The organism is Pseudoduganella sp. GW821-FHT11H04 (assembly GCF_058807935.1).
This window is the reverse complement of the sequence record NZ_JBXARE010000002.1, coordinates 165,174-187,531: the sequence shown is the minus strand read 5'-3', so window position 1 is coordinate 187,531 and position 22,358 is coordinate 165,174. Positions and strand designations below refer to the sequence as shown.

General features: G+C 62.9%; 19 protein-coding genes. 8 read left to right on the top strand and 11 right to left on the bottom strand.

All coding sequences use genetic code 11. From position 1 onward, the window contains the following. Nucleotides 1–56 precede the first annotated feature (56 nt). Genes AC1RTP_RS04625 through AC1RTP_RS04600 form a run of 6 tightly spaced genes read right to left on the bottom strand, consistent with a single transcriptional unit; the run spans nucleotide 57 to nucleotide 9,256 of the window. Nucleotides 57–2,426, bottom strand: coding sequence for a glycoside hydrolase family 31 protein (locus AC1RTP_RS04625; protein WP_498605142.1), 2,370 nt, complete (start codon nucleotides 2,424–2,426; stop codon nucleotides 57–59). Next, entirely contained in the window at nucleotides 2,413–3,678 is a 1,266-nt protein-coding gene (locus tag AC1RTP_RS04620; RefSeq protein ID WP_498605140.1) for a sugar MFS transporter, read from the bottom strand. The genes AC1RTP_RS04625 and AC1RTP_RS04620 overlap by 14 nt, the downstream gene beginning before the upstream one ends. A gap of 18 nt (nucleotides 3,679–3,696) precedes the next feature. Continuing rightward, nucleotides 3,697–6,111 (bottom strand): GH92 family glycosyl hydrolase, encoded by a 2,415-nt coding sequence (locus tag AC1RTP_RS04615; protein WP_498605138.1) that lies wholly within the window; start codon nucleotides 6,109–6,111, stop codon nucleotides 3,697–3,699. Beyond that, complete coding sequence (locus AC1RTP_RS04610) at nucleotides 6,108–7,031, bottom strand: carbohydrate kinase family protein (protein WP_498605136.1); 924 nt, start codon at nucleotides 7,029–7,031, stop codon at nucleotides 6,108–6,110. The genes AC1RTP_RS04615 and AC1RTP_RS04610 overlap by 4 nt, the downstream gene beginning before the upstream one ends. Further along, nucleotides 7,024–8,238 (bottom strand): AGE family epimerase/isomerase, encoded by a 1,215-nt coding sequence (locus AC1RTP_RS04605; protein WP_498605135.1) that lies wholly within the window; start codon nucleotides 8,236–8,238, stop codon nucleotides 7,024–7,026. The genes AC1RTP_RS04610 and AC1RTP_RS04605 overlap by 8 nt, the downstream gene beginning before the upstream one ends. A gap of 28 nt (nucleotides 8,239–8,266) precedes the next feature. Next, a complete protein-coding gene (locus AC1RTP_RS04600) occupies nucleotides 8,267–9,256 on the bottom strand; it encodes a LacI family DNA-binding transcriptional regulator (RefSeq protein WP_498605133.1) in 990 nt (329 codons plus the stop codon). Nucleotides 9,257–9,457: 201 nt separating this feature from the next. Here AC1RTP_RS04600 and AC1RTP_RS04595 point away from each other — a divergent pair, with 201 nt between their 5' ends. Further along, complete coding sequence (locus AC1RTP_RS04595; RefSeq protein WP_498605131.1) at nucleotides 9,458–10,291, top strand: universal stress protein; 834 nt, start codon at nucleotides 9,458–9,460, stop codon at nucleotides 10,289–10,291. On the opposite strand, the gene AC1RTP_RS04590 is transcribed toward AC1RTP_RS04595, so the two are convergent. Continuing rightward, complete coding sequence (locus AC1RTP_RS04590) at nucleotides 10,288–10,677, bottom strand: DoxX family protein (RefSeq protein ID WP_498605130.1); 390 nt, start codon at nucleotides 10,675–10,677, stop codon at nucleotides 10,288–10,290. The genes AC1RTP_RS04595 and AC1RTP_RS04590 overlap by 4 nt on opposite strands. A gap of 78 nt (nucleotides 10,678–10,755) precedes the next feature. On the opposite strand from AC1RTP_RS04590, the gene AC1RTP_RS04585 reads away from it, so the two are divergent. The 6 genes from AC1RTP_RS04585 to AC1RTP_RS04560 all read left to right on the top strand — a co-directional run bounded on the left by AC1RTP_RS04585 (nucleotide 10,756) and on the right by AC1RTP_RS04560 (nucleotide 18,254). Then, nucleotides 10,756–11,637: a LysR family transcriptional regulator gene (locus tag AC1RTP_RS04585; protein WP_498605128.1), complete on the top strand. Its 882-nt coding sequence runs from the start codon at nucleotides 10,756–10,758 to the stop codon at nucleotides 11,635–11,637. A gap of 61 nt (nucleotides 11,638–11,698) precedes the next feature. After that, nucleotides 11,699–12,199, top strand: coding sequence for an arsenate reductase ArsC (locus AC1RTP_RS04580; RefSeq protein WP_498605127.1), 501 nt, complete (start codon nucleotides 11,699–11,701; stop codon nucleotides 12,197–12,199). A gap of 75 nt (nucleotides 12,200–12,274) precedes the next feature. Then, nucleotides 12,275–14,737, top strand: a complete 2,463-nt coding sequence (locus tag AC1RTP_RS04575; RefSeq protein ID WP_498605126.1) for a family 20 glycosylhydrolase — start codon at nucleotides 12,275–12,277, stop codon at nucleotides 14,735–14,737. Nucleotides 14,738–14,795: 58 nt separating this feature from the next. Further along, the gene (locus AC1RTP_RS04570) at nucleotides 14,796–16,040 is read left to right on the top strand and encodes a paraquat-inducible protein A (RefSeq protein WP_498605124.1); all 1,245 of its coding nucleotides are present in this window, start codon (nucleotides 14,796–14,798) and stop codon (nucleotides 16,038–16,040) included. After that, entirely contained in the window at nucleotides 16,018–17,670 is a 1,653-nt protein-coding gene (locus tag AC1RTP_RS04565; protein WP_498605122.1) for a PqiB family protein, read from the top strand. The genes AC1RTP_RS04570 and AC1RTP_RS04565 overlap by 23 nt, the downstream gene beginning before the upstream one ends. Further along, on the top strand, nucleotides 17,670–18,254 hold the full coding sequence (locus AC1RTP_RS04560) for a PqiC family protein (RefSeq protein ID WP_498605121.1): 585 nt from the start codon (nucleotides 17,670–17,672) through the stop codon (nucleotides 18,252–18,254). Before AC1RTP_RS04565 ends, AC1RTP_RS04560 begins: the two co-directional genes overlap by 1 nt. Before the next feature lie 2 nt (nucleotides 18,255–18,256). On the opposite strand, the gene AC1RTP_RS04555 is transcribed toward AC1RTP_RS04560, so the two are convergent. The 3 genes from AC1RTP_RS04555 to AC1RTP_RS04545 form a co-directional block, all read right to left on the bottom strand. After that, nucleotides 18,257–18,481 carry a hypothetical protein gene (locus tag AC1RTP_RS04555; protein ID WP_498605119.1) on the bottom strand — a complete coding sequence of 75 codons (225 nt, stop codon included), beginning with the start codon at nucleotides 18,479–18,481 and terminating at the stop codon, nucleotides 18,257–18,259. Nucleotides 18,482–18,570: 89 nt separating this feature from the next. Further along, nucleotides 18,571–19,440, bottom strand: a complete 870-nt coding sequence (locus tag AC1RTP_RS04550) for an acyl-CoA desaturase (RefSeq protein WP_498605118.1) — start codon at nucleotides 19,438–19,440, stop codon at nucleotides 18,571–18,573. Between the two features lie 77 nt (nucleotides 19,441–19,517). After that, nucleotides 19,518–19,628, bottom strand: a complete 111-nt coding sequence (locus AC1RTP_RS04545; protein ID WP_498605829.1) for a TetR/AcrR family transcriptional regulator — start codon at nucleotides 19,626–19,628, stop codon at nucleotides 19,518–19,520. Between the two features lie 129 nt (nucleotides 19,629–19,757). On the opposite strand from AC1RTP_RS04545, the gene AC1RTP_RS04540 reads away from it, so the two are divergent. Further along, entirely contained in the window at nucleotides 19,758–20,567 is an 810-nt protein-coding gene (locus tag AC1RTP_RS04540; protein WP_498605116.1) for a pre-peptidase C-terminal domain-containing protein, read from the top strand. Between the two features lie 17 nt (nucleotides 20,568–20,584). Here the strand turns inward: AC1RTP_RS04540 and AC1RTP_RS04535 are convergent, their stop codons facing one another. Next, complete coding sequence (locus AC1RTP_RS04535; protein WP_498605114.1) at nucleotides 20,585–22,354, bottom strand: IlvD/Edd family dehydratase; 1,770 nt, start codon at nucleotides 22,352–22,354, stop codon at nucleotides 20,585–20,587. Nucleotides 22,355–22,358: the final 4 nt, after the last annotated feature.

The window sequence follows — 22,358 nt, the reverse complement described above, 5'->3', positions numbered from 1 at the left end:
GAATTTGAGGTAACGATATCACGTTTCAGGCAATTGCTTCAAACGGGAGGTATGCTCTAACGACGGATCTCGACCGTGCCGCTGGCCATATCCGGTGCCAGGACGGCGTTGGCGTCCGGCGCCGCCGTATCACCCCGTCCGTGCACATGGAGCGACAGGCCACTCCACCAGGGCTTCCAGCTGCCCTGGCGTTGTTCGAACACGAGACGCAAGCCTTCCGGCGTCTCCTCGCAGCGTACTTGCTGGCGCAGGAATTCACCGCGCTGGTAGGCCAGAGTGGCGCCATCGTCGGCATATATCTCGCCGCGACAATCCGGCCCTGGATAGACATGCAATTCGAGCCGGCCTTCCGGCGTGATTGCAGTACTTTGCACCAGCGGCTGTTTTGCGATGATCGCTCCGGGACGCACGTACACCGGCACTGTCGCGATATCCGGTGTAATGGTAAAGGTGCTGCCCTCCAGGCGCCGCCCGCTCCAGTAGTCATACCAGCCCTTCCCTGGCAGCTCCACCTGGTAATCGCCCGGCGACTCCAGCGTCGGCGATGGCGCCACCAGCAGATCGCCGCCCAGCATGAACTGGTCTTCCGAGCCGCCGAGACGGTCGCCCTTCGCAAGCACGGACGGGAAATTCAGGAACACAGGCCGCAGCATGGGGATGCCGGTGCGGCTGTTCTCTTCCGCCGCCGCATACAGGTAGGGCATCAACCGGTAACGCTCCGAGATGAAGCGGCGGCGGATATCCACATGCGCCGCATCGCCCACCCACGGCTCCTGGTCGGGCCGATAGATTTCCGCATGGGCGCGGAACAGCGGCATGAAAGAACCCAGCTGGAACCAGCGCGTCAGCAGCTCCGGTAAGGGGCGCTCGCCCGCATAGCCGCCCACGTCATTGCCGGCGTACGAAAATCCGCTCAGCCCCAGGTTGACCAGCTGCTGCACGCCCATCTTGAGGTGCTGCCAGCTAGAGGCATTGTCTCCGGTCCAGGTGGCGGCATAGCGCTGCCCGCCGGAATACGTCGCGCGGGTCAGCACGAAAGGCCGCAAATCCGGCTGCAGCCGCAACAGGCCTTCATACGTTGCGCGCGAATTGAGCTGGCCGTAGACATTGTGCATTTCCAGGTGCGAGGTACGGCGCGGCGCGAAATCGTCGCTGTCGATGCGGTGCACCACGTCGAGCGGCATGGTCTTGCTCGGCACGCTAAAGATCGACGGCTCGTTCATGTCGTTCCAGAAGCCGGCCACGCCGTCCTTCACGAAACCTGCGTAAAGCCCACCCCACCAGTCGCGCGCCTGCTTGCGGCTGAAGTCGGGGAATACCGCTGCGCCGGGCCATACATCGCCTGAATAAAGCTGGCCGTTCGGCAGCTTCAGGAAGATGTCCTGCGCCGCACCGCTGTCATAAGCGGCATAACCTTGCCCGGGCGCGTTGGCGATGTGCGGATCAGTGATCAGCACCAGGCGGATGCCCTGGCTGCGCAAGTCCTGCGCCAGTTTCGGCAAATCCGGGAATGCCTTACTGTTGACGGTGAATGGGCGTGAACGGTCCTGGTAATCGATGTCCATGTAGACCACGTCGGCCGGCAAGCGTTCACTGCGCAGGCGCTGGGCTATCGAACGCACTTCGGCGTCGGTCTTGTAGCTCCACTTGGACTGCTGGAAGCCCAGCGCCCACTGAGGCATCAGCGGCGCCGCACCCGTCAGCCGCGCGTATTGCTGCAGAACGTCCTTCGGCGCCGGCCCGGCCATCACGTAATAATCGACCGGCCCGCCCTCGGCACTGATGGACAGCACATCGCGCTCGGTCTTGCCAAAGTCAAAGGTGCTACGCCAGGTGTTATCGAGGAACATGCCGAAAGCTTGACCACGGTCGCCCACCGACATAAAGAATGGAATCGTCTTGTACAGAGGATCGGTACCCTGCGTGAACTTGTAGGTATCCGAATTCCACATGGTGTAGGCACCACCCTTGCGGTCAAAGGTGCCCGTTTTGTCGCCCAGCCCGAAGACATGGTCGCTCCCGGACATTCGGCCGCGCAGGCGGAAACCGCCGGTCGACGCCGCGGCCAATGCCGCCCCACCGGCCAGGTCGGCCAGCAAGGACTTGCCGCTACCGTCCAGCACCTCGGAACGCAGCGTGCGCGGATCGATGCGCACGGTGATTCCAGTCGCGGCCAACTGTACCATGCCTGCGCCGCGGGTGACCTGCAGCGGAAGGTGGGCGGAGCGTACGCCAGCTGGCACAGCCCATGAAGCGTCTTCCGGCAGGCGCCCGCGCCCCATGCGCAGGCGCACGATGCCGCTGGCCGGCGCCGACACTTCGAGTACTACGCCGCCTTTCGACAGCACCAGGCGGTCAAGCGTTTCCGCCTGCGCCCCCGCAGCGCACAGCGCGAGGAGCGCAAAGACAGCCTTACTGCTCAACATACATCTTCGCGTACTTGGCTCCGAAGTAGAGGATGAAGGCGTAGCAAGCGGCAGGCAGCAGGAAGGAAGCCTGCAAGCCAACGACGTCCGCCAGTTGGCCCTGAACGGCCGGCACCACTGCGCCGCCGACAATCGCCATGCACAGGATGCCCGAGCCCTGGCCCGAGTACTTGCCCAGGCCATTCAGCGCCATGCTGAAGATGGTTGGGAACATGATCGAGTTGCACAGGCCCACAGCCAGGATCGCCCACATCGCTACGCTGCCCTTGCCGAATACGGCGGCCAGCACAAGCACAATCGCCAGCAGCGAATTGAAGGCCAGTACCTTGCCAGGGCTGGCAAAGCGCAGCACGGCAGCGCCGATAAAGCGGCCCACCATCGCACCGCCCCAGTAAATGCTGACGTAGTGGTATGCCTCGGAGTGCGGCAGGTTGGCGACATAGGACTCGCCGATGAAGTTGATCAGGAAGCTGCCAATGCTCACTTCCGCGCCCACGTACAGGAAAATGCCGATTGCGCCAAGCACCAGGTGGCGATGCGCCCAAGCCGAGCCGTGGCCCTCGCCTACCATCGCCACGTCATCGCTGTCAGCGATCTGCGGCAGCTTGGCGACATAGAACATCACTGCCAGTAGCGCCAGCGCGCCGGCCAGCGCCAGGTACGGGCCGCGCACGGTGGAAGCATCCGCAGCGGCTCCTGCCGCCGCGCCGACCGTGGAAAGGATAAGCAAGCCGCCGATGGCAGGGCCAATGGTGGTGCCGAGGGAGTTGAAGGCCTGGGTCAGGTTCAGGCGGCTGGATGCCGTCCGCGCAGGGCCGAGCACCGTGACATACGGATTGGCCGCAACCTGCAGAACGGTGATGCCCGACGCCAGCACAAAGAAGGCCAGCAGGAACAGGCCGTAGCCGCCGAACGAGGCCGGGTAGAACAGCACGCATCCGCCGGCAGCGATCAACAGGCCGGTCACGGCGCCCTTCTGGTAGCCGATGCGGCGGATCAAGGCGCCCGCAGGCATCGAGATAATGAAGTAAGCGCCGAAGAAGCAGAACTGCACCAGCATCGCCTGGAAGTAAGAAAGGGTGTAGATCGCCTTCAGGTGCGGGATGAGGACGTCGTTCAGCGAAGTAATCAAACCCCACATGAAGAACAACGTGGTGACGATCGCCATCGCGCTGTTATTGGTCCCGTTCTGTGCGCCGCCTGCCGCCTGTGGCGGCGAGGCTGACGCGGAGTTGTGTGCCATGTTTGCCATTTTGTCTCCTCGATTTTATTAGAATGCCGGTGCGTGCGGCAGGTCGCGGCCTTGCGTTCCCCAGCCTGCCGTATCAGGCTGGGGCGCCAGTTTGTACTCCAGCTTTCCTGCTGTCTGCAGCTGCTCCCAATCCAGCCACACGTGGGACAGCGGGCGGCCGGCCCATTGTACAGATTGCACATATTTACGCTCGCCGGGTTTCGCTTCCGGCGCTTCGATGCGCAGCGTGCGGCCCTGCCCCAGGTCGATTTCGGCGCGCGGGAAGCGCGGCGCATGCAGCAGGAACCGGCCGCTGCCCGGTACATCCGGGTACAGGCCCAGGGCGCTGAACAGGTACCAGGCCGACATGGTGCCCAGGTCGTCGTTGCCGGTTACGCCGCTCGGGCCATTGCCGAACAGGGTCTCCGCTGCACGCACCACGGTGGTGGTTTTCCACGGTTGGCCCATCAGGGTGTACATCCATGGCGTGTGCAGGTCTGGCTCGTTGTTCGGGTTGTAGCGGAACTGGCTGTAGTAGCTGTAAGCCCCGACCACCCATGACTTGCGCACCGCTGCCGGATCGGCCACCAGCGCGTCGTAATCGAAGAACATGTCGAGACGCTGCAGGGCCTTGGCTTGCCCGCCCATTGCCGCTGCCAGGCCAGGAACATCCTGCGGCACCAGCCATTGGTACTGCCATGCCGTGCCTTCGTGGAAGCCGCGCTCGGCGCGCGGATCGTAGCTGCCGTTCACGTCGGTGAACCAGCTGCCATCGAGCACGCGAGGGCGCGGGAAGCCACGCTGGCCGGTCGGTGCATCCACCACGTCCTTATCCCATACCTTGCGCCAGTTCAGGGCGCGCTGCGACAACAGTTGCGCATCCTTGGCCTGGCCCAGGGCCTTGGCCATCACCGCCAGCGAGCTGTCGGCCAGCGCATATTCCAGGGTCGCCGAAGCGCCGTGGTGCGGGTCGATGTCCATGCCCTTCGAGACGAAACCACGGTCGTACTGCACGAAGCCCTGGCTCAGGTAGCTCGGGTTGCCCGCACGGCCTTCGGCGCGGATTTGCGCCGGAGGTACGCCGAATGCGTTCTCACGCAGCGCTGCATAGGCTTCGCGTTCACGGCCTTTCAGCGCACCAAAGCGCCACAGGTCAACCAGGAAAGGCGTGACGGGATCGCCGGTCATCACATTGCTGTCGAAGTTGGCGTAGCCCCAGCGCGGCAGCCACTTCCCTTGCTCGCGGATTTTCAGCACCGAATTGGCGATGTCGCGCGAACGCTCCGGACGCAGAAGCGCCAGCAGCTGATTCTGCGCGCGGTAGGTATCCCACAGCGAGAAGAACTCGTAATAAGTCCAGTCCTTGGCGGTGTGCAGCGCATCGTCGTAGCCACGGTAGCGGCCATCGGCATCGCTGCCGGTCAGCGGCTGGAGCAGTGCGTGGTACAGCGCGGTGTAGAACACGGTGCGGTCGTCGTTGCTGCCGCCTTCAATGCGTACACTGCTCAATTCCTTTTGCCAGGCCGCTTGCGCCTTCTCGCGCATGGCGTCGAAGGTCATCGGCTTGCCGCCGGCCATGCCTTCGGCGCTAAGGTTGATGCGTGCGCCTTCGGCATCGACGTGGGAAATTGCGCTGACTGCCGTCACTGCCTTGCCATTCTTGAGGTCAAAGGTGAGCCAGACGCCGTGCGGGCGGCTGTCGCCCTGCTGGCTGGTACCTTTTACACCCGGCCAGCCGCCGCGGTCATCCCAGATGCCGTGGGCGGTGAATGGCTGGTCGAACTGCATACGGAACCAGGTGGTGTACTGTGCGCCGCCGCAGAAGCTGCGTGTGACGATCTTGCCTTCGACGCTGCGGTCGTCCAGCACGCGCACTTCGCTGCCGACGACGGAATGGCGCTCGTTGGCCTGGCCCAGGTTCAGCAGCACGTTGCCGCTGGCGGCGGCGTCGGCGAAGGTGTAGCGTTCGGCCGCGGCGCGGGTCAAGGCGGTGGCTTCGGCGGAGATGCCGCCGTAGCTGGTCAGCTGCACTTTGTAGTAGCCGGCCTGGCCTACTTCGCCGTCATGGCGGTATTCGGCGGCGTATTTCTTGGCGTTGAAGCTGTCAGGCTTGGCGGTGTCGAAATCGCCGCCTGGACCGATGCGGCCGGTGACCGGCAGCACGGACAGCTGGCCGCCCTGCTCCCAGCAACCCGCGCCGGAGAGGAAGGAGTGGCCGAAGCCGCGGATGCGCGCATCGCTGTAGTGCCAGCCGGCGTAATGTTCGCCGGTCGGGCTGACCTGGATCATGCCGAACGGCGCTGACGCACCGGGGAAAGTGTTGCCTTCATCTTGCGTGCCGATGAAGGTATTGACGGGCATGCTGCCTGCGGCGACAGGAGCTGCGGCGTATGTCGCCGCCAGCGGCAACGCTACCATCAGCGCCACCAGCAGGGTACGAGGTCCACTGATCACGATGCGTCTCCTTGGAGTTTTTCGAATAGTAGGCGCATGGCTGCAGGCTGCGGCGGGGTGGCGCCGGATTGCAGGCAGGCTGCGGAACCGGCGGCCAGGGCCGCGTGCAGGTGTGCTTGCAGCGCGCGCTCCGGATGGCGCGCAAGGCTTACCAGCAGGCCCGCCACGCTGGCATCGCCCGCGCCGACCGTATCGACGACTTCCACCACCGGAGCGCGTGCGTCGGCTTGCCGCGCACCATGCAGCAGGCTTGCACCCTGGCCGCCGCGCGTAAACAGGAAGTAGGCGTTCGGGTTGGCGGCGCGCAGTTGCTCCAACGCCGCGTCCAGCGCAACACCTGGGAACAGGCCGCGCAGGTCGTCGTCCGACACCTTGATCACATCGGCCAGTGCCGACATGCGCTTCAGGATCGGCGCATATTCCGGCCCCATCACATTGCGGTAGTTCGGGTCGTAGCTGATCGCCACGCCCTGTGCTTTCAGTTTCTCCGCCAGTTCCACCAGGCGCGATGCGAGCGGCTCGCGCGCCAGGCTGATGCCGCCAAAGTGGGCCCAGCGCAGGGATCGCGACCAGCCTTCCGGCAGTGCGGACGGGTCGAAATGCAGGTCGGCGCTATCGTCGCCGATGAAGAAGTAGCGTGGCGGTTCACCTTGCTCCACCACGGCCAGCAGCGGCGAGCGCTCGACGCGCTGCAGCAGCCGCATGTCCAGGCCCACTGCTTCGCTGGCGGACCACAGGCTGGCGCCGAACCTGTCGCGGCTGATGGCGCCGGCGAATGCGGTGCGTTCGCCCAGCGTTGCCAGTGCGCGCGCCACATTCCACACGGAGCCGCCGACGCGGCTTACCCATTGCTCGTTACCCTGGTGGATCATGTCGGTGAGCGCCTCGCCGGCGCACAACATCAGCGGCGCGTCATTCATGGCCGGCCGATCCCAGGACGGCTACGATGTCGTAGCAAGCGCCCATGGTGTGGTAATCGACCTTGCCGGCCGGGCTCTTCTCGTCGCTCAGCTTGCGGTTTTCACGGTCCAGGATGCGGAACCATGCGCCATATTTGTGGTCGACCATATGGGTCCAGCTGTATTCCCAGATGCGCTGGTACCAGTCCCAGTAGGATTGGTCGCCGGTGCGCTGCGCCAGCATGGCGGCAGCGGCCGCGCTTTCCGCCTGCACCCAGAAGTACTTGTGGAAGTCGCAGATGCTCAGGTCCGGTGCCAGCGAGTAGCACAGGCCGCCATGTTCGGCATCCCAGCCCTTGTTCACGGCCACCTGGAACAGGCGCTCCGCTGTCGGCACCAGCCAGCCCAGGTCCTTCTGCAGCACGGCGCCGCGCGCCTCCAGTTGCAGCAGCAGCTTGGCCCACTCGGTGAAGTGGCCAGGCTGGTAGCCCCAGGGACGGAACAGGTTTTCGGGATCGTCGATATTGAATTTCCAGTCCGGCTGCCAGTTGGTATCGTAGTGTTCCCAAATCAGGCCGCCGCAGCGCTGCGCCTGGCGTTGCGTGATGTTGTAGGCGATGGTGAAGGCGCGCTCCAGGTAGCGCTTTTCACCGGTCGCCTGGTAAGCCGCTTGCAGCGCCTCGCAGGCGTGCATGTTCGCGTTCTGGCCGCGGTAGAAGGACAGCACGCTCCAGTCGCGGCTTGCCTCGTCCGCATACAGGCCCGCTTCCGCATCCCAGAAGCGCTTTTCCATCAGGTCGAAGGTCTCGCCGATCCAGGCGCGCGCCTGCTCCTGGCCCGCCATGGTGGCGTGCGCATAGGCCAGCAGCACGAAGGCCAGGCCATAGCAATGCTGGGTGCCGTCTTCCACCTTGTCGCCGTCCAGCATCCATGCATAGCCGCTGCCGTCCGGGGCGCGGTGAGACAGGCGCAGGAAAGACAGCGCGTGCTTCAAGCCATCCAGATAGCCCGGTTCGTTGAACTGGCGATAGGCCATCGCATAGGTGAACACGAAACGCGTGCTGCTGACCAGGTGCCGGTGGCGCGTGTCGTAGACCGTGCCGTCATCCTTGAAGAAGTGATACAGGCCGCCGCTCGGGTCGATGGCGCGAGGATGGTAGAAATGCATACTGTGCTGCGCATGTTCGAGCAGTACCAGCTTGCTGCGGAAATTTGGGAAATTAGGCATGGACGGGGGTTCCAGGGTTGATGGCGCACTAGTCGTCGTAACTGCTTTCGCGCACGATAAGGTTGACCGGCAGGGTGCTTTCGTTTGGGTTGTTTTCTTCTGATTTGTGGAGTAATTGTTCGATGCCGGCGCGGCCCAGCGCTTCCTTATCCACCTCGATGGTGGTGAGCGGAGGGATGGCGGCGGCGGCACTGCTGATGCCGTCGAAGCCTACGACGGCAATGTCATGCGGGATTTTCAAGCCTTGGGCCAGGCAATGCTTCATAGCGATCAGCGCGGTGCTGTCGTTGTAGCAGAACACAGCATCGGGACGCTTGGGCAGGTTGAGCAGGCTTTGCATGGCTTCCGCCACCGCCTCGTCGCCCTCGCCCATCGAAGGAATGCTGACTTCCAGCTCCGGATCGGCATGTACCTTGGCGTCGAACAGGGCCTGGCGGAAGCCGCGATTGCGCTGCTGGATACTATAGTGGGCCAGGGAGCCGTGCAGCATGGCGATGCGTTTGCGGCCGCAGCGCAAAAGGTGCTGGGTGGCCAGGTAGCCGCCACGCACATTATCAGGGTTCACGGAGGTAAAGCCGCGCCGGTGCATGTCGACCAGCACCAGCGGCTTGCCCACCTGCTGCAGTGCGGCCAGGGCTTCCGGCTCGAAGAAGCCGGCGCACAAGATGGCGTCCGGCTGGTGCAGCCGGATTTGCGCCATGACCGGTTCCGCCGGGCCCACTGCAATAAAGGACAGGGCAATGCCTTCACGGCGGCAGGCCGCCTCCGCGCCATGCAGCACCGGCGAGAAGAACTGGCTGCTGGCCAGGGTGTTGTGCTGGCTATGCAGGAGGAAGGCGATGCGGCGGATACGCCCCTTTTTCAGCTGGGACAAGTCGTAGCCGAGGCGGTGCGCTGCCTCGCGCACCTTGTCACGCGTGAGCTCCGTCATGCCGGCCTGGTTCTTCAGGGCGCGCGAAACGGTGCCAATCGACAGGCTGGTCGCCTCGGCGATGTCGCGAATCGTGACCTGGCTCATACGGAACTCCACGGAAAGTTTAATAAACAGTCGAAGTGCCGGGCCAGTATATATTCGTCATTTGGGAGAACGTCAAAAAAGCACTAAAAACCGGGCGTTTTTAGCACGTTTTAGTAAACACGGTGTACAGCAGCCGCGCCTTGTCGGCCTGCTATTATTAAGTGCTGCGTATCGAGGTCTAACCTGTCCAAGGAGAGCACCATGTCATACCGCACCATCCTGGTCCACGTGGACCGCGCGCCCAGTGCCGGCGCCCGTATCAACCTGGCCGCGCAACTCGCGCTGAGGGAAGGCGCCCACCTCGTTGGCGCGGCAATGACCGGCGTTCCGCAATATCTGCTGGCCGGCAGTCCGTACGATGGCAGTGGGGTGATGCTCGCCGAATACCTGCGGCAAGCGAATGAACAGGCCGACCAGGCGCTGGCCAAATTCGACGAGTTGGCCAATCGCGCCGCCTGCTCGTTCGAACATCGCCGTGACAATGTTGACGAATATGCCGGCCTTTGCCTGCAGGCGCGCTATGCGGACCTGGTGGTGCTGGGCCAGGCCGATCCCACGGACCGCGACCAGGGAGGTTTGCTTCAGGACCTGCCGGAACAAGTGGTGCTGCACGGCGGCCGCCCGGTGCTGCTGGTGCCGCGCAGCGGCAGCTTCGACGTGCCATACCGGCGCGCGCTGGTAGCCTGGAACGGCAGCATGCAGGCCGCACGGGCGATCACCGCCGCCCTCCCCCTTCTGCGTGGCGTGGCCCAGGTCACGCTGGCCGTATTTGGCGCTGAAAAGGATGATCACGGCGCGGAGCCCGGGGCCGATATGGCCCTGTTCCTCGCGCGGCATGACCTCAAAGTGGAAGTGCTGCGCCGCCCACTGACGGGCGACGCTGGTGAAGCCATCATGTCGATGGCCGCCGACTTCAATGCCGACCTGCTCGTGATGGGCGCTTATGGCCACAGCCGTTTCCGCGAACTGATTATGGGCGGCGCTACGCGTACCGTGCTGGCCCAGGCCACGCTACCCGTGCTGATGATGCATTAAGCTTGTGGCGCGAGGCGGTCGCTGCTTGCCAGTACCGCCTTGCCGTCACCCAGCAGCCACTGCACGATCGAGGCAATGCACAGGAATGCCGGATACTCCCAGCCCCCGCCCTGGTTGGTAAACACCCACCCGTTCGGCACGTGCACAAAGGTCGCCACCAGCAGGATGGGCAGCAAGCCGAGGGCAACCTGCCGCGCATAAAGCCCGAACACCATCGCCACGCCACCCGTCAGTTCTGCGGCAAAGACCGGATAGGCCATCCAGCCCGGCAAGCCGACGCCCTCGAAAAAGTGCGCCGTTCCCGGCAAGGTGAACACCCACAACTTGAGCAGCGCATGCGAAATCCACATGCTGCCGAGCGCAATCCGCAATATCGTTGGCCCCATTTTTTCCTCCCTTTTTTGATGAACAGGAGTTAATGTACACTTGCAAAAACGCATATGAAATAGGCGACTTCGAAACCAATGAGTGCAAAAACGCAATACCATCTAAGCCCGGGCGACCTCCAGCTGATACTGGCCCTGGCGCGCGGCGGCAAGCTTGCCGAAGCTGGCGAGCGCCTTGGCCAGGACTCCTCGACCGTCTTCCGCGCCTTGCAGAAGATTGAGCGCGGCCTGGGCGCCCCGCTTTTCGAACGTTCGCGCACCGGTTACCGGCCGAACGAGCTGGCGCTGGTCCTGGCCGAACACGCCGAGAAGCTGGAGTCCGTGCTGGAATTGGCGCGCTCCTCGGTACAGGCTGAGCCGGGGCAGGTGGCGGGCAGCGTGCGCATCACAACCACCGACACGGTCCTGCATGGCCTGGTGGCGCCTGCGCTGCGCGGCCTCCATGCGAAACATCCTTTGCTTGGCTTTGAGCTTTACACCGGCAACGAACTGGCGAACCTGAGCCGGCGCGATGCTGACATCGCGGTCCGTGCGACGAAGAAGCCGCCACCGCACCTGATCGGAAAATGCCTGGGCCCGATCCGCGTCGCCCTGTTTGGTGCGGCGCGCCGTGGGCCAAGCTGGGACGACGTCGCTGCCAGCAAATGCGCCTGGGTCGCACCTGACGATGCCTTGCCCGAACACCCTTCCGTGCTCTGGCGGCGCAAGCACTTCCCTGCCGTCACGCCAGCCTTCAAGGCAAGCAGCATCCTGAGCGTGGCCGAGCTGGTCGAATTGAACCTGGGCGTCGGCATCCTGCCCCTCTTCCTCGCGCAGCGGCGCCCCGGCCTGCGCCAGCTGACCGAGGAACTGGACGAGAGCACTACCGACCTGTGGCTGCTGACCCATGCCGAATCACGGCACCTGAGTCGCATTTCGGCGGTGTATGGATACTTGGCGGACACAATCAAGCTTACGTGATCCCGTCCGTCCGAACACTTGTAATCAAGCCGTCATAAAAGTTCTATAGACTCCGCCGGTCATGAATCCAAGAACTTACAATGTACTGTTCCTTTGCACAGGGAACTCGGCACGCAGCCAGATCGCAGAAGCTTTATTAAATACCGCCGGCGCCGGCCGCTTCCGCGCGTTTAGTGCCGGCAGCCAGCCAGCTGGCGAAGTCAATCCTTTCGCACTGGAGCAAATCAGGTTAATCGGCTATGCGCCGGGCGAATTACGCAGCAAATCCTGGGGCGAATTCTCCGAGCCCGGGGCGCCGGAGATGGACTTTGTCATCACGGTGAACAATACCGACGGCGGCGAAGCTTCTCCGCGCTGGCCCGGCCAACCTGTCACGGCAAACTGGAACTTCCGCGACCCGGTCGCCATGCAGGGATCGGAACGCGAAATCCGTAGCGAGTTTTCAGCGATCTGCCGCGAGATCCGCGCACGTGTTGAAATCTTCCGGAACCTCCCGCCTGACGCGCTCGATGAATTGGCGCTGCAGCGCAAAATCGCGAGAATCGCCGGCGTGATGAACTAAACAAACTAAACACGGCTTTCCAGCCAAAACTTGTGTTACGGTTAGCACATTTTGTCTAACCTGACCGGTTCGCCCATGATTTTGAAGAGCACCATCGGCCTGGCGCTTCTATGGCTATCCACCGCGCACGCCGCACCGCAATCCGTCGATGGCAAGCATTTGCAAATACGCTGGGAGCAGCAATCGACTCGCCTGACCCTGACTAACCTGGGCGACGCGCCCCTGCCGGCGCAGGGATGGTCGATCTACTTCAATTGCATGGAATGCGCTGCGGGTCCTGCCCCGGACAAGGTGGCGATCGACCACGTTGCCGGCAGCCTGTACCGCCTGCGCCCCGAGCCTGGCTTTGGCGGCCTGGCACAGGGCAAGGCACTGGCTTTCAGCTCCCACGCGCCGGCAGCCGTCACCAAGATCTATAAGGCCCCGGCGGGCTGGTACCTGGTCTACGACGATGCGCCGGAAAAAGCGCAAGCGATTGCAGACGACCAGAAGCTGCCGCAGCCGGATGTGCTGTCGCCACAGGAGCTTTACGCGCATTACGCGCAAGCCGACGTCCTGCCGGCTTCCGCGCTGCCGCCAATTTTCCCTACCCCGCTCAAGCTCGATCAGGGCCAAGGCACCCTGCACTTGGAAACCGCACCAATGCTGGTCGCCGGTCCAGGCCTGAAAACCGAGGCCGGCGTCGCCGCCAGCCTGCTGCGGCAGTACTGGCCGAAAACCGCCCCGCGCCATGCGCCGGCAAAACTGCGCCTTTCAATCGGCACGGTTGCAGGCCAGTCCTCGCCGGAAGCCTACACGCTTGACGTGAACGCGCAAGGCATCTCCATCATCGGCAATAGCGCCGCCGGCGTGGCCCACGGCCTGCAATCCCTGCGCGAGCTGCTGCCATTGCGCGCGGAGGGCAAGGCCAAAGGCACTGTCGACCTCCCGATGCTCGCAGTCGTCGACGCCCCACGCTTCGGCTATCGCGGCCTGATGCTGGACGTGAGCCGCAACTTCCAGGACAAGCGAACCATCTTCCGCCTATTGGACCTGATGGCGCGCTTCAAGCTGAACACCTTCCACTTCCACCTGACCGACGACGAAGGCTGGCGTCTTGAGATCGCCGGCCTGCCCGAGCTGACCAGTATCGGTGCAATGCGCGGCCACAGCGCCATACCGGGCCTGAGCCTGCAGCCCGCCTATGGTTCCGGTCCCAGCCCCAGCGACCCGCACGGCAGCGGCTACTACACCCGCGCCGACTATATCGAGATCCTGCGCTACGCGGCGGCCCGACACATCGAAGTGATCCCGGAAATCGAAATGCCGGGCCATGCCCGCGCCGCAGTGCAGGCGATGGAGGCACGCTACCACCGCCTGAAGGAAGACGGCAAGCCTGGCGCCGACAAATTCCTGCTGAATGACCTGGCCGACCGCTCGGAATACCGCTCGGCGCAGGAATACAACGACAATGTCATCAACCCGGGCCTGGAATCCAGCTATACCTTCATCGAGCACGTAGTGAAACAGGTCGTAGCCCTGCACCGCGCTGCCGGCGTGCCCTTGTGCACCCTGCACGTCGGCGGCGACGAACTGCCGCTCGGCGCCTGGGAAAAGTCGCCGCGCAGCAAAGAGATGATGGCCCGCCGCCAGTTGCAAGACACTGCCGGACTGTGGAACTACTTCTACAACCGCGTCGACGCCATGCTGCGCAAGCAAGGCCTTGCAACCGCCGGCTGGGAGGAGCTGGGAACGCACGCGCAAACGACTGATGGTAAGCGCAAGCAAGTCCCCAACCCATATTTCGCTAAGCGCGGATTTAAGGTCTACGTCTGGAACAACACGCAAGACTCCGCCGACCTTGGCTACCGCCTGGCAAACGCCGGCTACGACACCATCCTGGCCCCAGCCACCCGCTTCTACCTGGACATGACCCATAACCGGAATCCCGCCGAGCCGGGCGCCACGTGGGCCGGCATGACCGACATCGACAGCGCCTATGATTACGTCCCGTTCGACCACTCAAAGCGCAGCAGCGTTCCGCCTCTGGCCGGCCAGCAGCGCCTGAGCGATGAAGGCAAGCGCCATATTATTGGACTCGAGGCGGCTCTGTGGACCGAAACGGTGCGCGACGTGTCCTTGATGGACTACCTGCTGATGCCTCGCTTGCCAGCCATTGCCGAACGCGCCTGGGCCGCCGATCCAATGTGGGCGACGGAAACGGACGCCGTCAAGGCAGAGACATTGCACCGCGCCGCATGGTCGAACTTCGTCAATGTGCTGGGCCAGCGCGTCCTGCCGGCGCTCGACATGGAGCGCGGCCCAATTGGCCCGGCCGCGTACCGCATCGCGCCGCCCGGCCTGAAGGTCGAAGACGGCAATGTCTACGCCAACCATCCCCTGCCCGGACTGGCGCTGCGATACACCAGCAATGGCAGCGAACCGGATTCCGGCAGCCCGCGAGTACAAGGCCCGATTACCGACAAGGGCTTGATCAAGGTCGCAGCATTCGACCGCAACGGCAGGTCCGGCCGGGTATCGAGCATAGAAAACAACTGAACCGGCGCGTCTCGCAAATGTCGTATGATGCTGGCATTGTAAGGACCAGGCCAGACGAGTGCATCGATACGATTTAATCAGTTGCCATGACTGCGGCGTGCTGCACCGCCGGCGCCCCGTGCTGCCGCGCGAGAAGGCGCGCTGCGTGCGCTGCCGCTCGGTGCTGTATCGCGGCATTCATTCCGATGCCAGCCGCATGGCCGCCATGACCCTGGCTGCGCTGATCATGTTCGTGATCGCGCAGTGCTTCCCCATCGTCGAACTGGACGTGAACGGCAACATGACGCGGGCCACCCTGCTGGGCGCCATCACGGTCTTGTGGCAAGAACATATGCAACTGGTAGCCGGCGCAGTGTTCCTGTTTACAATCCTGCTGCCGGCGATCGAACTCTTGTCGCTGCTGCACGTGACCCTGGCCCTGGCGCTCGGCCACAAGCCCATACTATTCAATGTCCTGCTTCGCGCCGTCTACCTTGCGCGGCGTTGGGGCATGACCGAGGTGCTGATGATCGGCATCCTCATCACCATCGTCAAAATGACCAGCCTGGCCACGGTGGTGCTGCAACCCGGCCTGTTCGCCTTTGCCGTGCTGACGCTGATGCTGGCCATTGTAGTTTCGTTCAATCCGAAAACGCTCTGGAACCTTGGCGACGCACTTTCGCCGCCTCAAGCGCCGGACGTGCCCGTGCCGCATGAAGCCTTGTCCTGCCACGTCTGCGGCCTGGTATCGGCGGATATCCACGCAGAGCACCAGGACTGTCCGCGCTGCCACTCGCGCCTGCATCATCGCCATCCCGATAGCGTGGGCCGCACCTGGGCCTATCTGATCGCTGCCTCAATCCTTTACATCCCAGCCAACCTGCTGCCAGTGATGTACACGCATTCCCTTTTTGGATTGGAGGACGACACCATCATCAGCGGCGTGCTGTTTTTCTGGGACAGCGGTTCGCCGGGATTGGCTGTGATCATTTTCGTGGCCAGCATCGTCGTGCCCATGCTGAAACTGGCCGTGCTCGCGTTGCTGACCTGGACCGCGCAACGCCGCTCGCGCTGGCGCCCGATGCAGCGCACCGTGCTTTACCGCCTGGTGGAATTCGTGGGACGCTGGTCCATGCTCGATATTTTCGTCATTACACTGACCGTGGCGCTGGTCCGTTTCCAGTCGCTCGCCACAATTACCGCAGGGCCGGGAGCCCTGGCTTTCTGCGCCGTAGTGGTGCTGACCATGATCGCTTCGATGCAATTCGACCCGCGCCTGATCTGGGACCCGGTCCCTTCGAATGGAGAACAAGAACATGCCTGAACACGACGGCACCCGAGGAAACACCGCCGGCGCTCCCCTGCCCCAGCCCCAGGTCGACAAGGCCAGCCATTGGCTGCCGTCCCTGGTCTGGCTGGTGCCGCTGCTGGCGGCGCTGATCGGCATTGGGATCGTGGCGAAGTCTTACTTCGACGAAGGTCCGACGGTGGTGGTCAGCTTCCGCAGCGGCGAGGGTCTCGAAGCTGGCAAGACAAAGGTGAAATACAAGGACGTGGATGTCGGCCAGGTGCGCGCAATCTCCCTGTCGCCGGACCTGAGCAAAGTGCTGGTCACCATCGACATGAACAAGGATGCGCGCCGCTTCACCGCAGCAGATACGCGCTTCTGGGTGATCAAGCCCCGCATCGGCGTCAGCGGCGTTTCCGGCCTCGGCACCCTGCTGTCCGGGGCGTACATCGGCGTCGACGCGGGCAAATCGCAGGAAACGAGCCACGTTTTCACCGGCCTGGAAAAAGTCCCGCAAGTGACCGGCGACCAGAAAGGCAAGCAATTCACCCTGCACGGTGAGTCGCTTGGCTCGATCGACGCCGGATCGCCAGTCTTTTACCGCCGCATCCCGGTCGGCCAGGTTATGGGCTACGACCTGGAAAACAATGGCCAGGGCGTGGCGATCAAAGTCTTCGTCAATGCGCCCTATGACCAGTACGTGGGCAAGAATACGCGCTGGTGGCACGCCAGCGGCGTTGACTTGCAGCTCGACTCGGGCGGCTTCAAGCTGAATACGCAATCCGTGGCGGCCCTGCTGGTCGGCGGCATCGGCTTTGAATCCGTGAGCGGCCGCAAGCCGGACACCCTTGCGGCAGCCGGCACCGAATTCCCGCTCGCCGCCGACCAGGCGCGCGCCATGCGCGAACAGGATGGCGCCCCGGTAACAACGGTCTTCTACTTCAACCAGTCCCTGCGCGGACTGTCGCCTGGCGCACCGGTGGACTTCCGCGGCATCGTCCTCGGCGAAGTGCGTTCGGTGGGTGTGGAATTCGACCCGGTCAAAAAAGACTTCCGCATGCCGGTCACGGTGGACATGTACCCAAGCCGCCTGGGACGCCGCTTCCAGGAGACTGTAACGGATGAAAAAGACCGCAACGCCGGCCCGCTGGTGCTGGAGCGCATGGTCAGCCACGGCTTGCGCGGCCAGCTCCGCACCGGCAACCTGCTGACCGGCCAGCTGTACATCGCGCTGGACTTCTTCCCGAATGCCTCGCAAGCCAAGCTGGATATGAACGCTTACCCGATCGAAGTGCCGACCGTGCCGAATGCGCTGGACGAACTGCAGGCGCAAATCGCCAGCATCGCGCGCAAGCTGGATAAGGTGCCGTTCGACCAGATCGGCATCAACCTGCGCGACTCGCTGAAGAGCGCCGACAACCTGTTCAAGAAGGTCGATGGCCAACTGGTGCCCGACTTGCAGGCGACTTTGGGCGAGGCACGCAAGACCTTCGGCGAAGCGCAGCAGGTGCTGCAGCAGGATTCGCCGGTGCAATCCGACCTGCGCACTGCCTTGCAGCAGCTGACGCAAACCCTGCAATCGCTCAGCGAACTGTCCGATTACCTCGAACGTCATCCGGAAGCGCTGATCCGCGCCAAACCCCTGCCGATGAAGGAGAACAAATAATGCGCTGGTATCCCCTGGTTCTCGCCTTGTCCTTGGCCGGATGCGCCAGCGCACCGCCGGAGCGCTTCTACAGCCTTAGCAACGGCATGGCGCCCGCCGCCAGCGTGCCGAATCCCGGCTATTACATCGAAGTCCAGAACGTGAGCGTGCCGCAGCAAGTCGCGCGCAGCCAGCTGGTCGTGACATCGGGTGAAGGCCGGATCGACGTGCTGGAACAGGAACGCTGGTCTTCGCCGCCGGCATCGGAAATCGGGCAGGCGCTGTCGCTGGCAATCTCCGGCGAACTTGGCGCCATCGACGTATTCCGCACCCAGCCGCCGGAAAAAGCCACGGTCTACCGCATCAGCACCGGCGTGCTGCGCTTCGAATCAGCGCCAGGCCAATACGCCCTGTTGGACGCCGTCTGGAGCGTACGCGTGGCCGGCAGCGCGCAGGTCCTGACCTGCCGCACCACAGCCCGCGAAGACGTCGCCGCAGGCTATGATGCGCTGGTGATCGGCCACCGCCGCGCGTTAGCCCGGGTTGCGGCCGACATCTCCCAAGCCGTGCGCAGCCAGGTTGCAGGCAAAGGAAACTGTCCTTAATGCTAGCGCGCCACGCGATAACGGCGTGCCCCGTCGCCATTCTGCCGGACCAAGGAAATGATCTCGCCCAACAGGCGCCCATGTTCATGCATTTCCACGATTGCGGCACGCCCCTTGATACTCGTCATTGCATTCCAGCCCAAGCAACAAACCGACGCCGCCAGCAAAACCAGCACCCCAAACCCCGGCGCTAGCCGGATCGGAAAATTCAAAGTGGAGAGTTTCATTTTCGCCCCCGGGATCCAATGTGATAACGTTAGCACCTCAACGCTTTCAGCGTAGTCGAAAACGAATTTTCCGCAAGCTGTTTTAGTGCTTATCTCAGCTGCCAGACCAGGCCAAGCTTTTCACATCCCCGAATAATCCATCCGCCGGGATCCAGATGCTTCGGCTCATTCATGGCCGAGGTGGGACGCGCGTGGTGATGGCTGTGCAAACCTTCGCCAAGCAATAACAATGCAAAGAAAATATTGTCGCGCGCCTCGTTATCGCTGCCGGCCACCTTCATCCCGAAAATATGGCCGAACGAATTGACCGACCAGGTGAACTGGTGAAGCAAGGCGACGCGCGCTGCGCCCGCCCAGAAAATGCAGCGGAACATCTCTCCTTCGCCACCAAGCAAATAGCCGACTACACCCGGTAAAACAAGCCCGGTCGCGACGATCGGCCAGTAATACCTTGAGAGGAAGGCGATCCTGCGGTCAGCCAGGCAATCCGGCGCATAACGCTCCGGCTTGGATACACGGCCATAAAGCATCCATCCCGTGTGCGAATGGAACCAGCCGAGGAAGCGGTTGGAAATAGCACCGCTGTCGGAATACCACGGCGAATGCGGATCAAATTGCTTGTCAGCGAAGCGATGGTGCCGGCGGTGGTCGGCCACCCAGCGCGTGATATCGCCCTGCATCGCCCAGGTTCCCAGCACGCCGAGACAGATGGTGACTGCACGGCTGGTCTTGAACGCGTGGTGCGTGAAATAACGATGCATGCCGATGGCAACGCCCATCACGGTCAGGCCAAAGAAAACAGCAAAGACCCACAAGGTTGCAGCTGTCGGCATCAGTTGCCGCGCCCCGCTGGCCGCAATGGCAGCCATCAAAATCCACGGCAAAAAAATGGAGGCGATGTTCAGAACCCTGTTGCTCCAGTTTTCTTTCGCGTCTTGGGAGATAAAAGGATCCTTCATTCAGTGCCCGAGTTATTTTAGCAACAGGATGCTATTACCAATCTTCCCCTCCCGCAACAAATTCCGCTATGAGTACCTTATCCGGATGACGACCTTCCGCAACAAACGGATCCAGCGTCGAGGATCTCATCTTTCGATTTGAAGTGATGGTGGAAATTGCCGCGGGTGATGCCAACCGCTTCGGTAATCTTTCAGACTGTCAAGGTTGGCACGAAACAACAGCTTCAGGACAAGGAAACCAAATTTGCCGTATTCTCCCCATCGCAATATTGACACAATATTAACATTATTAAACTATTCATTTCGGGAGACACTCAATGAAGTCGGTAATTTGCACCTTGGCGCTAGCCCTCTTTGCAAGCCAGGCGTCGGCCGACCCCACCACGATTTACCTGACTCGCCACGCCGAAAAAGCCGCCACCGGCACCGACCCCATGCTGACGGCAGAAGGCCAAGCACGCGCGACGAATATTGCCGCCACGCTGAAAGACGCGAAGATCAAGCATATTTATTCGACCGCCTACCAGCGCACGCAGCAAACCGCGCAGCCACTGGCCAGCTACCTGACCCTGCCGGTGAACACTTACGATGGCACGCAGCTGCCAACCTTCGCCCAGCAACTGCGCGCCCTGCCTGACAACGCCCTGGTGGTAGGCCATTCCGACACCACGCCGGAACTGATCCGGCAGTTGGGCGGCGACCCAGGCAGCGCCATCGCGGAAACCGAGTTTGACCGCCTGTACCAACTCTCATTCGCGGCTGATGGAAGCGTTACTACGACGTTGCTGCATTCGATGCCAAGCACACTGACGCTGCCCTGCGCCAGCGTGACGCTGAACCAGTCGAACCTGACCGCGACGGCCGGCAACTGGCTGTACTTCACCATCAACGTGCCGGAATGCGCCAACACGCTGAACGTGAACATGAGCGGTGGCAGCGGCGACGGTGACCTGTATGTGAGGTTTGGCGCCCAGCCGACTGCAAACGACTACGCATGCCGCCCGTACAAGACGGGCAATGCCGAATCCTGCGCCTTGACCAATCCACAGGCCGGCACCTGGTATATCGGCCTCAAGTCGTACAACACCTTCAGCGGCGTGTCATTGAACGCGACGGCAGCCCAGTAGGATTTCAGACACCACGATTAATGGTTATGCCGTGGCATGTCCTGTCCCACCCCGCGGTAAGGCACTGCCAGTTCCATGCAAGCGCCCGACTGCAATTGCCCGACGGTGGCGCGGTACAGTTCCTGCCATGGGGTTTGACTAGGCGGAACCGGCGCCGGCGCCTGTTTTTTACGCTCGGCGAATGCCTCATCGTCGATCAGCACATCGCAGCGTCCGGTATTCAAGTCGACGCGAACCATGTCGCCGGTGCGCAGCCAAGCCAGGTTGCCGCCGGCGGCGCTTTCCGGCGACGCGTTCAGGATCGAAGGGCTGTCCGAGGTGCCGGACTGGCGGCCGTCGCCTAGCGTCGGCAAGGCCGTGATGCCTTGCTTGATCAGCGCATCCGGCGGCTGCATATTCACCACTTCCGCCGAACCCGGCCAGCCGATCGGACCCGCGCCGCGAATCACCAGCATGGTGTGGGCGTCGATTTCCAGCGCAGGGTCGTTGATGCGGGCGTGGTAATCGTCCGAGCCGTCAAACACCACGGCGCGGCATTCGAAGATATTTTCCTGGCCCGGCGTGGACAGGTAGCGCTGGCGGAAAGCCTCAGAGATCACGCTGGTCTTCATGATTGCGAAGTCGAACAGGTTTCCTTTGAGGACAAGGAAGCCAGCCTTTTCCTTCAAAGGCTGCTCGAACGTGCGGATCATCTCGCGGTCGCTGGTGGAGCGGCCCGCCAGGTTGGCTGCCATGCTGCAGCCCGTCACCGTCGGACGGTCGGCGCGCAAGCGCCCTGCCTTCTGCAACTCCCACATTACGGCAGGCACGCCGCCTGCGCGGTGGAAGCGTTCACCGAGGTAGGCGCCGGCCGGCTGCATATTCAGCAGCAAAGGCACGTCATAACCGTAGCGCATCCAGTCTTCCGGCGTGATCTCGACGCCGGCGTGGCGCGCCATCGCCATGATGTGCGGCTGGGCATTGGTCGAGCCGCCGATGGCGGCGTTGACGACAATGGCGTCCAGGAAGGCGTCGCGGGTCATGATCTGCGATGGACGCAAGTCGTCGTGAGCCAGCGCCACGATGCGGCGGCCGGTTTCATAGGCGACCTGGCCGCGTTCACGGTATGGCGCGGGGATCGCGGAGCAGCCGGTCAGCGACATGCCCAATGCTTCGGCAATGGCATTCATGGTCGATGCAGTGCCCATGGTGTTGCAATGGCCGGACGATGGCGCTGACGCGGTGGCGATTTGCAGGAACTTTTCCTCGTTGATCTGGCCGGCCGCCAGCATGCGGCGCCCCTTCCAAATCGCAGCGCCGGAACCGACCAGTTCACCGTCAAACCAGCCGTCCAGCATCGGGCCGCCGGAAAGCACGATGGCCGGCAGGTCCATGGTCGCCGCAGCCATCAGCTGCGAAGGCGTGCTCTTGTCGCAGCCGGTCATCAGCACGACCGCGTCGATCGGGTAGCCGTGCAGGATCTCGACCAGGCCCAAATAGGCCAGGTTGCGGTCGATGGCGGCGGTCGGGCGGCGGCAGTTCTCGAAGGTCGGATGCACCGGGAATTCCATCGGAATGCCGCCCGCGTCGCGGATGCCTTCGCGCACGCGCTTGGCCAGCTCCAGGTGGATGCGGTTGCAGGGATTGATGTCGCTGCCGCTCTGCGCGATACCGATAATTGGGCGTCCAGAACGCAGTTCTTCGGCGGTGATCCCGTAATTCATGAAACGCTCAAGATACAGCGCCGTCATGTCGATGCGCTCCGGATTGTCAAACCAGTCCTGCGAGCGGAAGCGACGTTGAGTCATGATG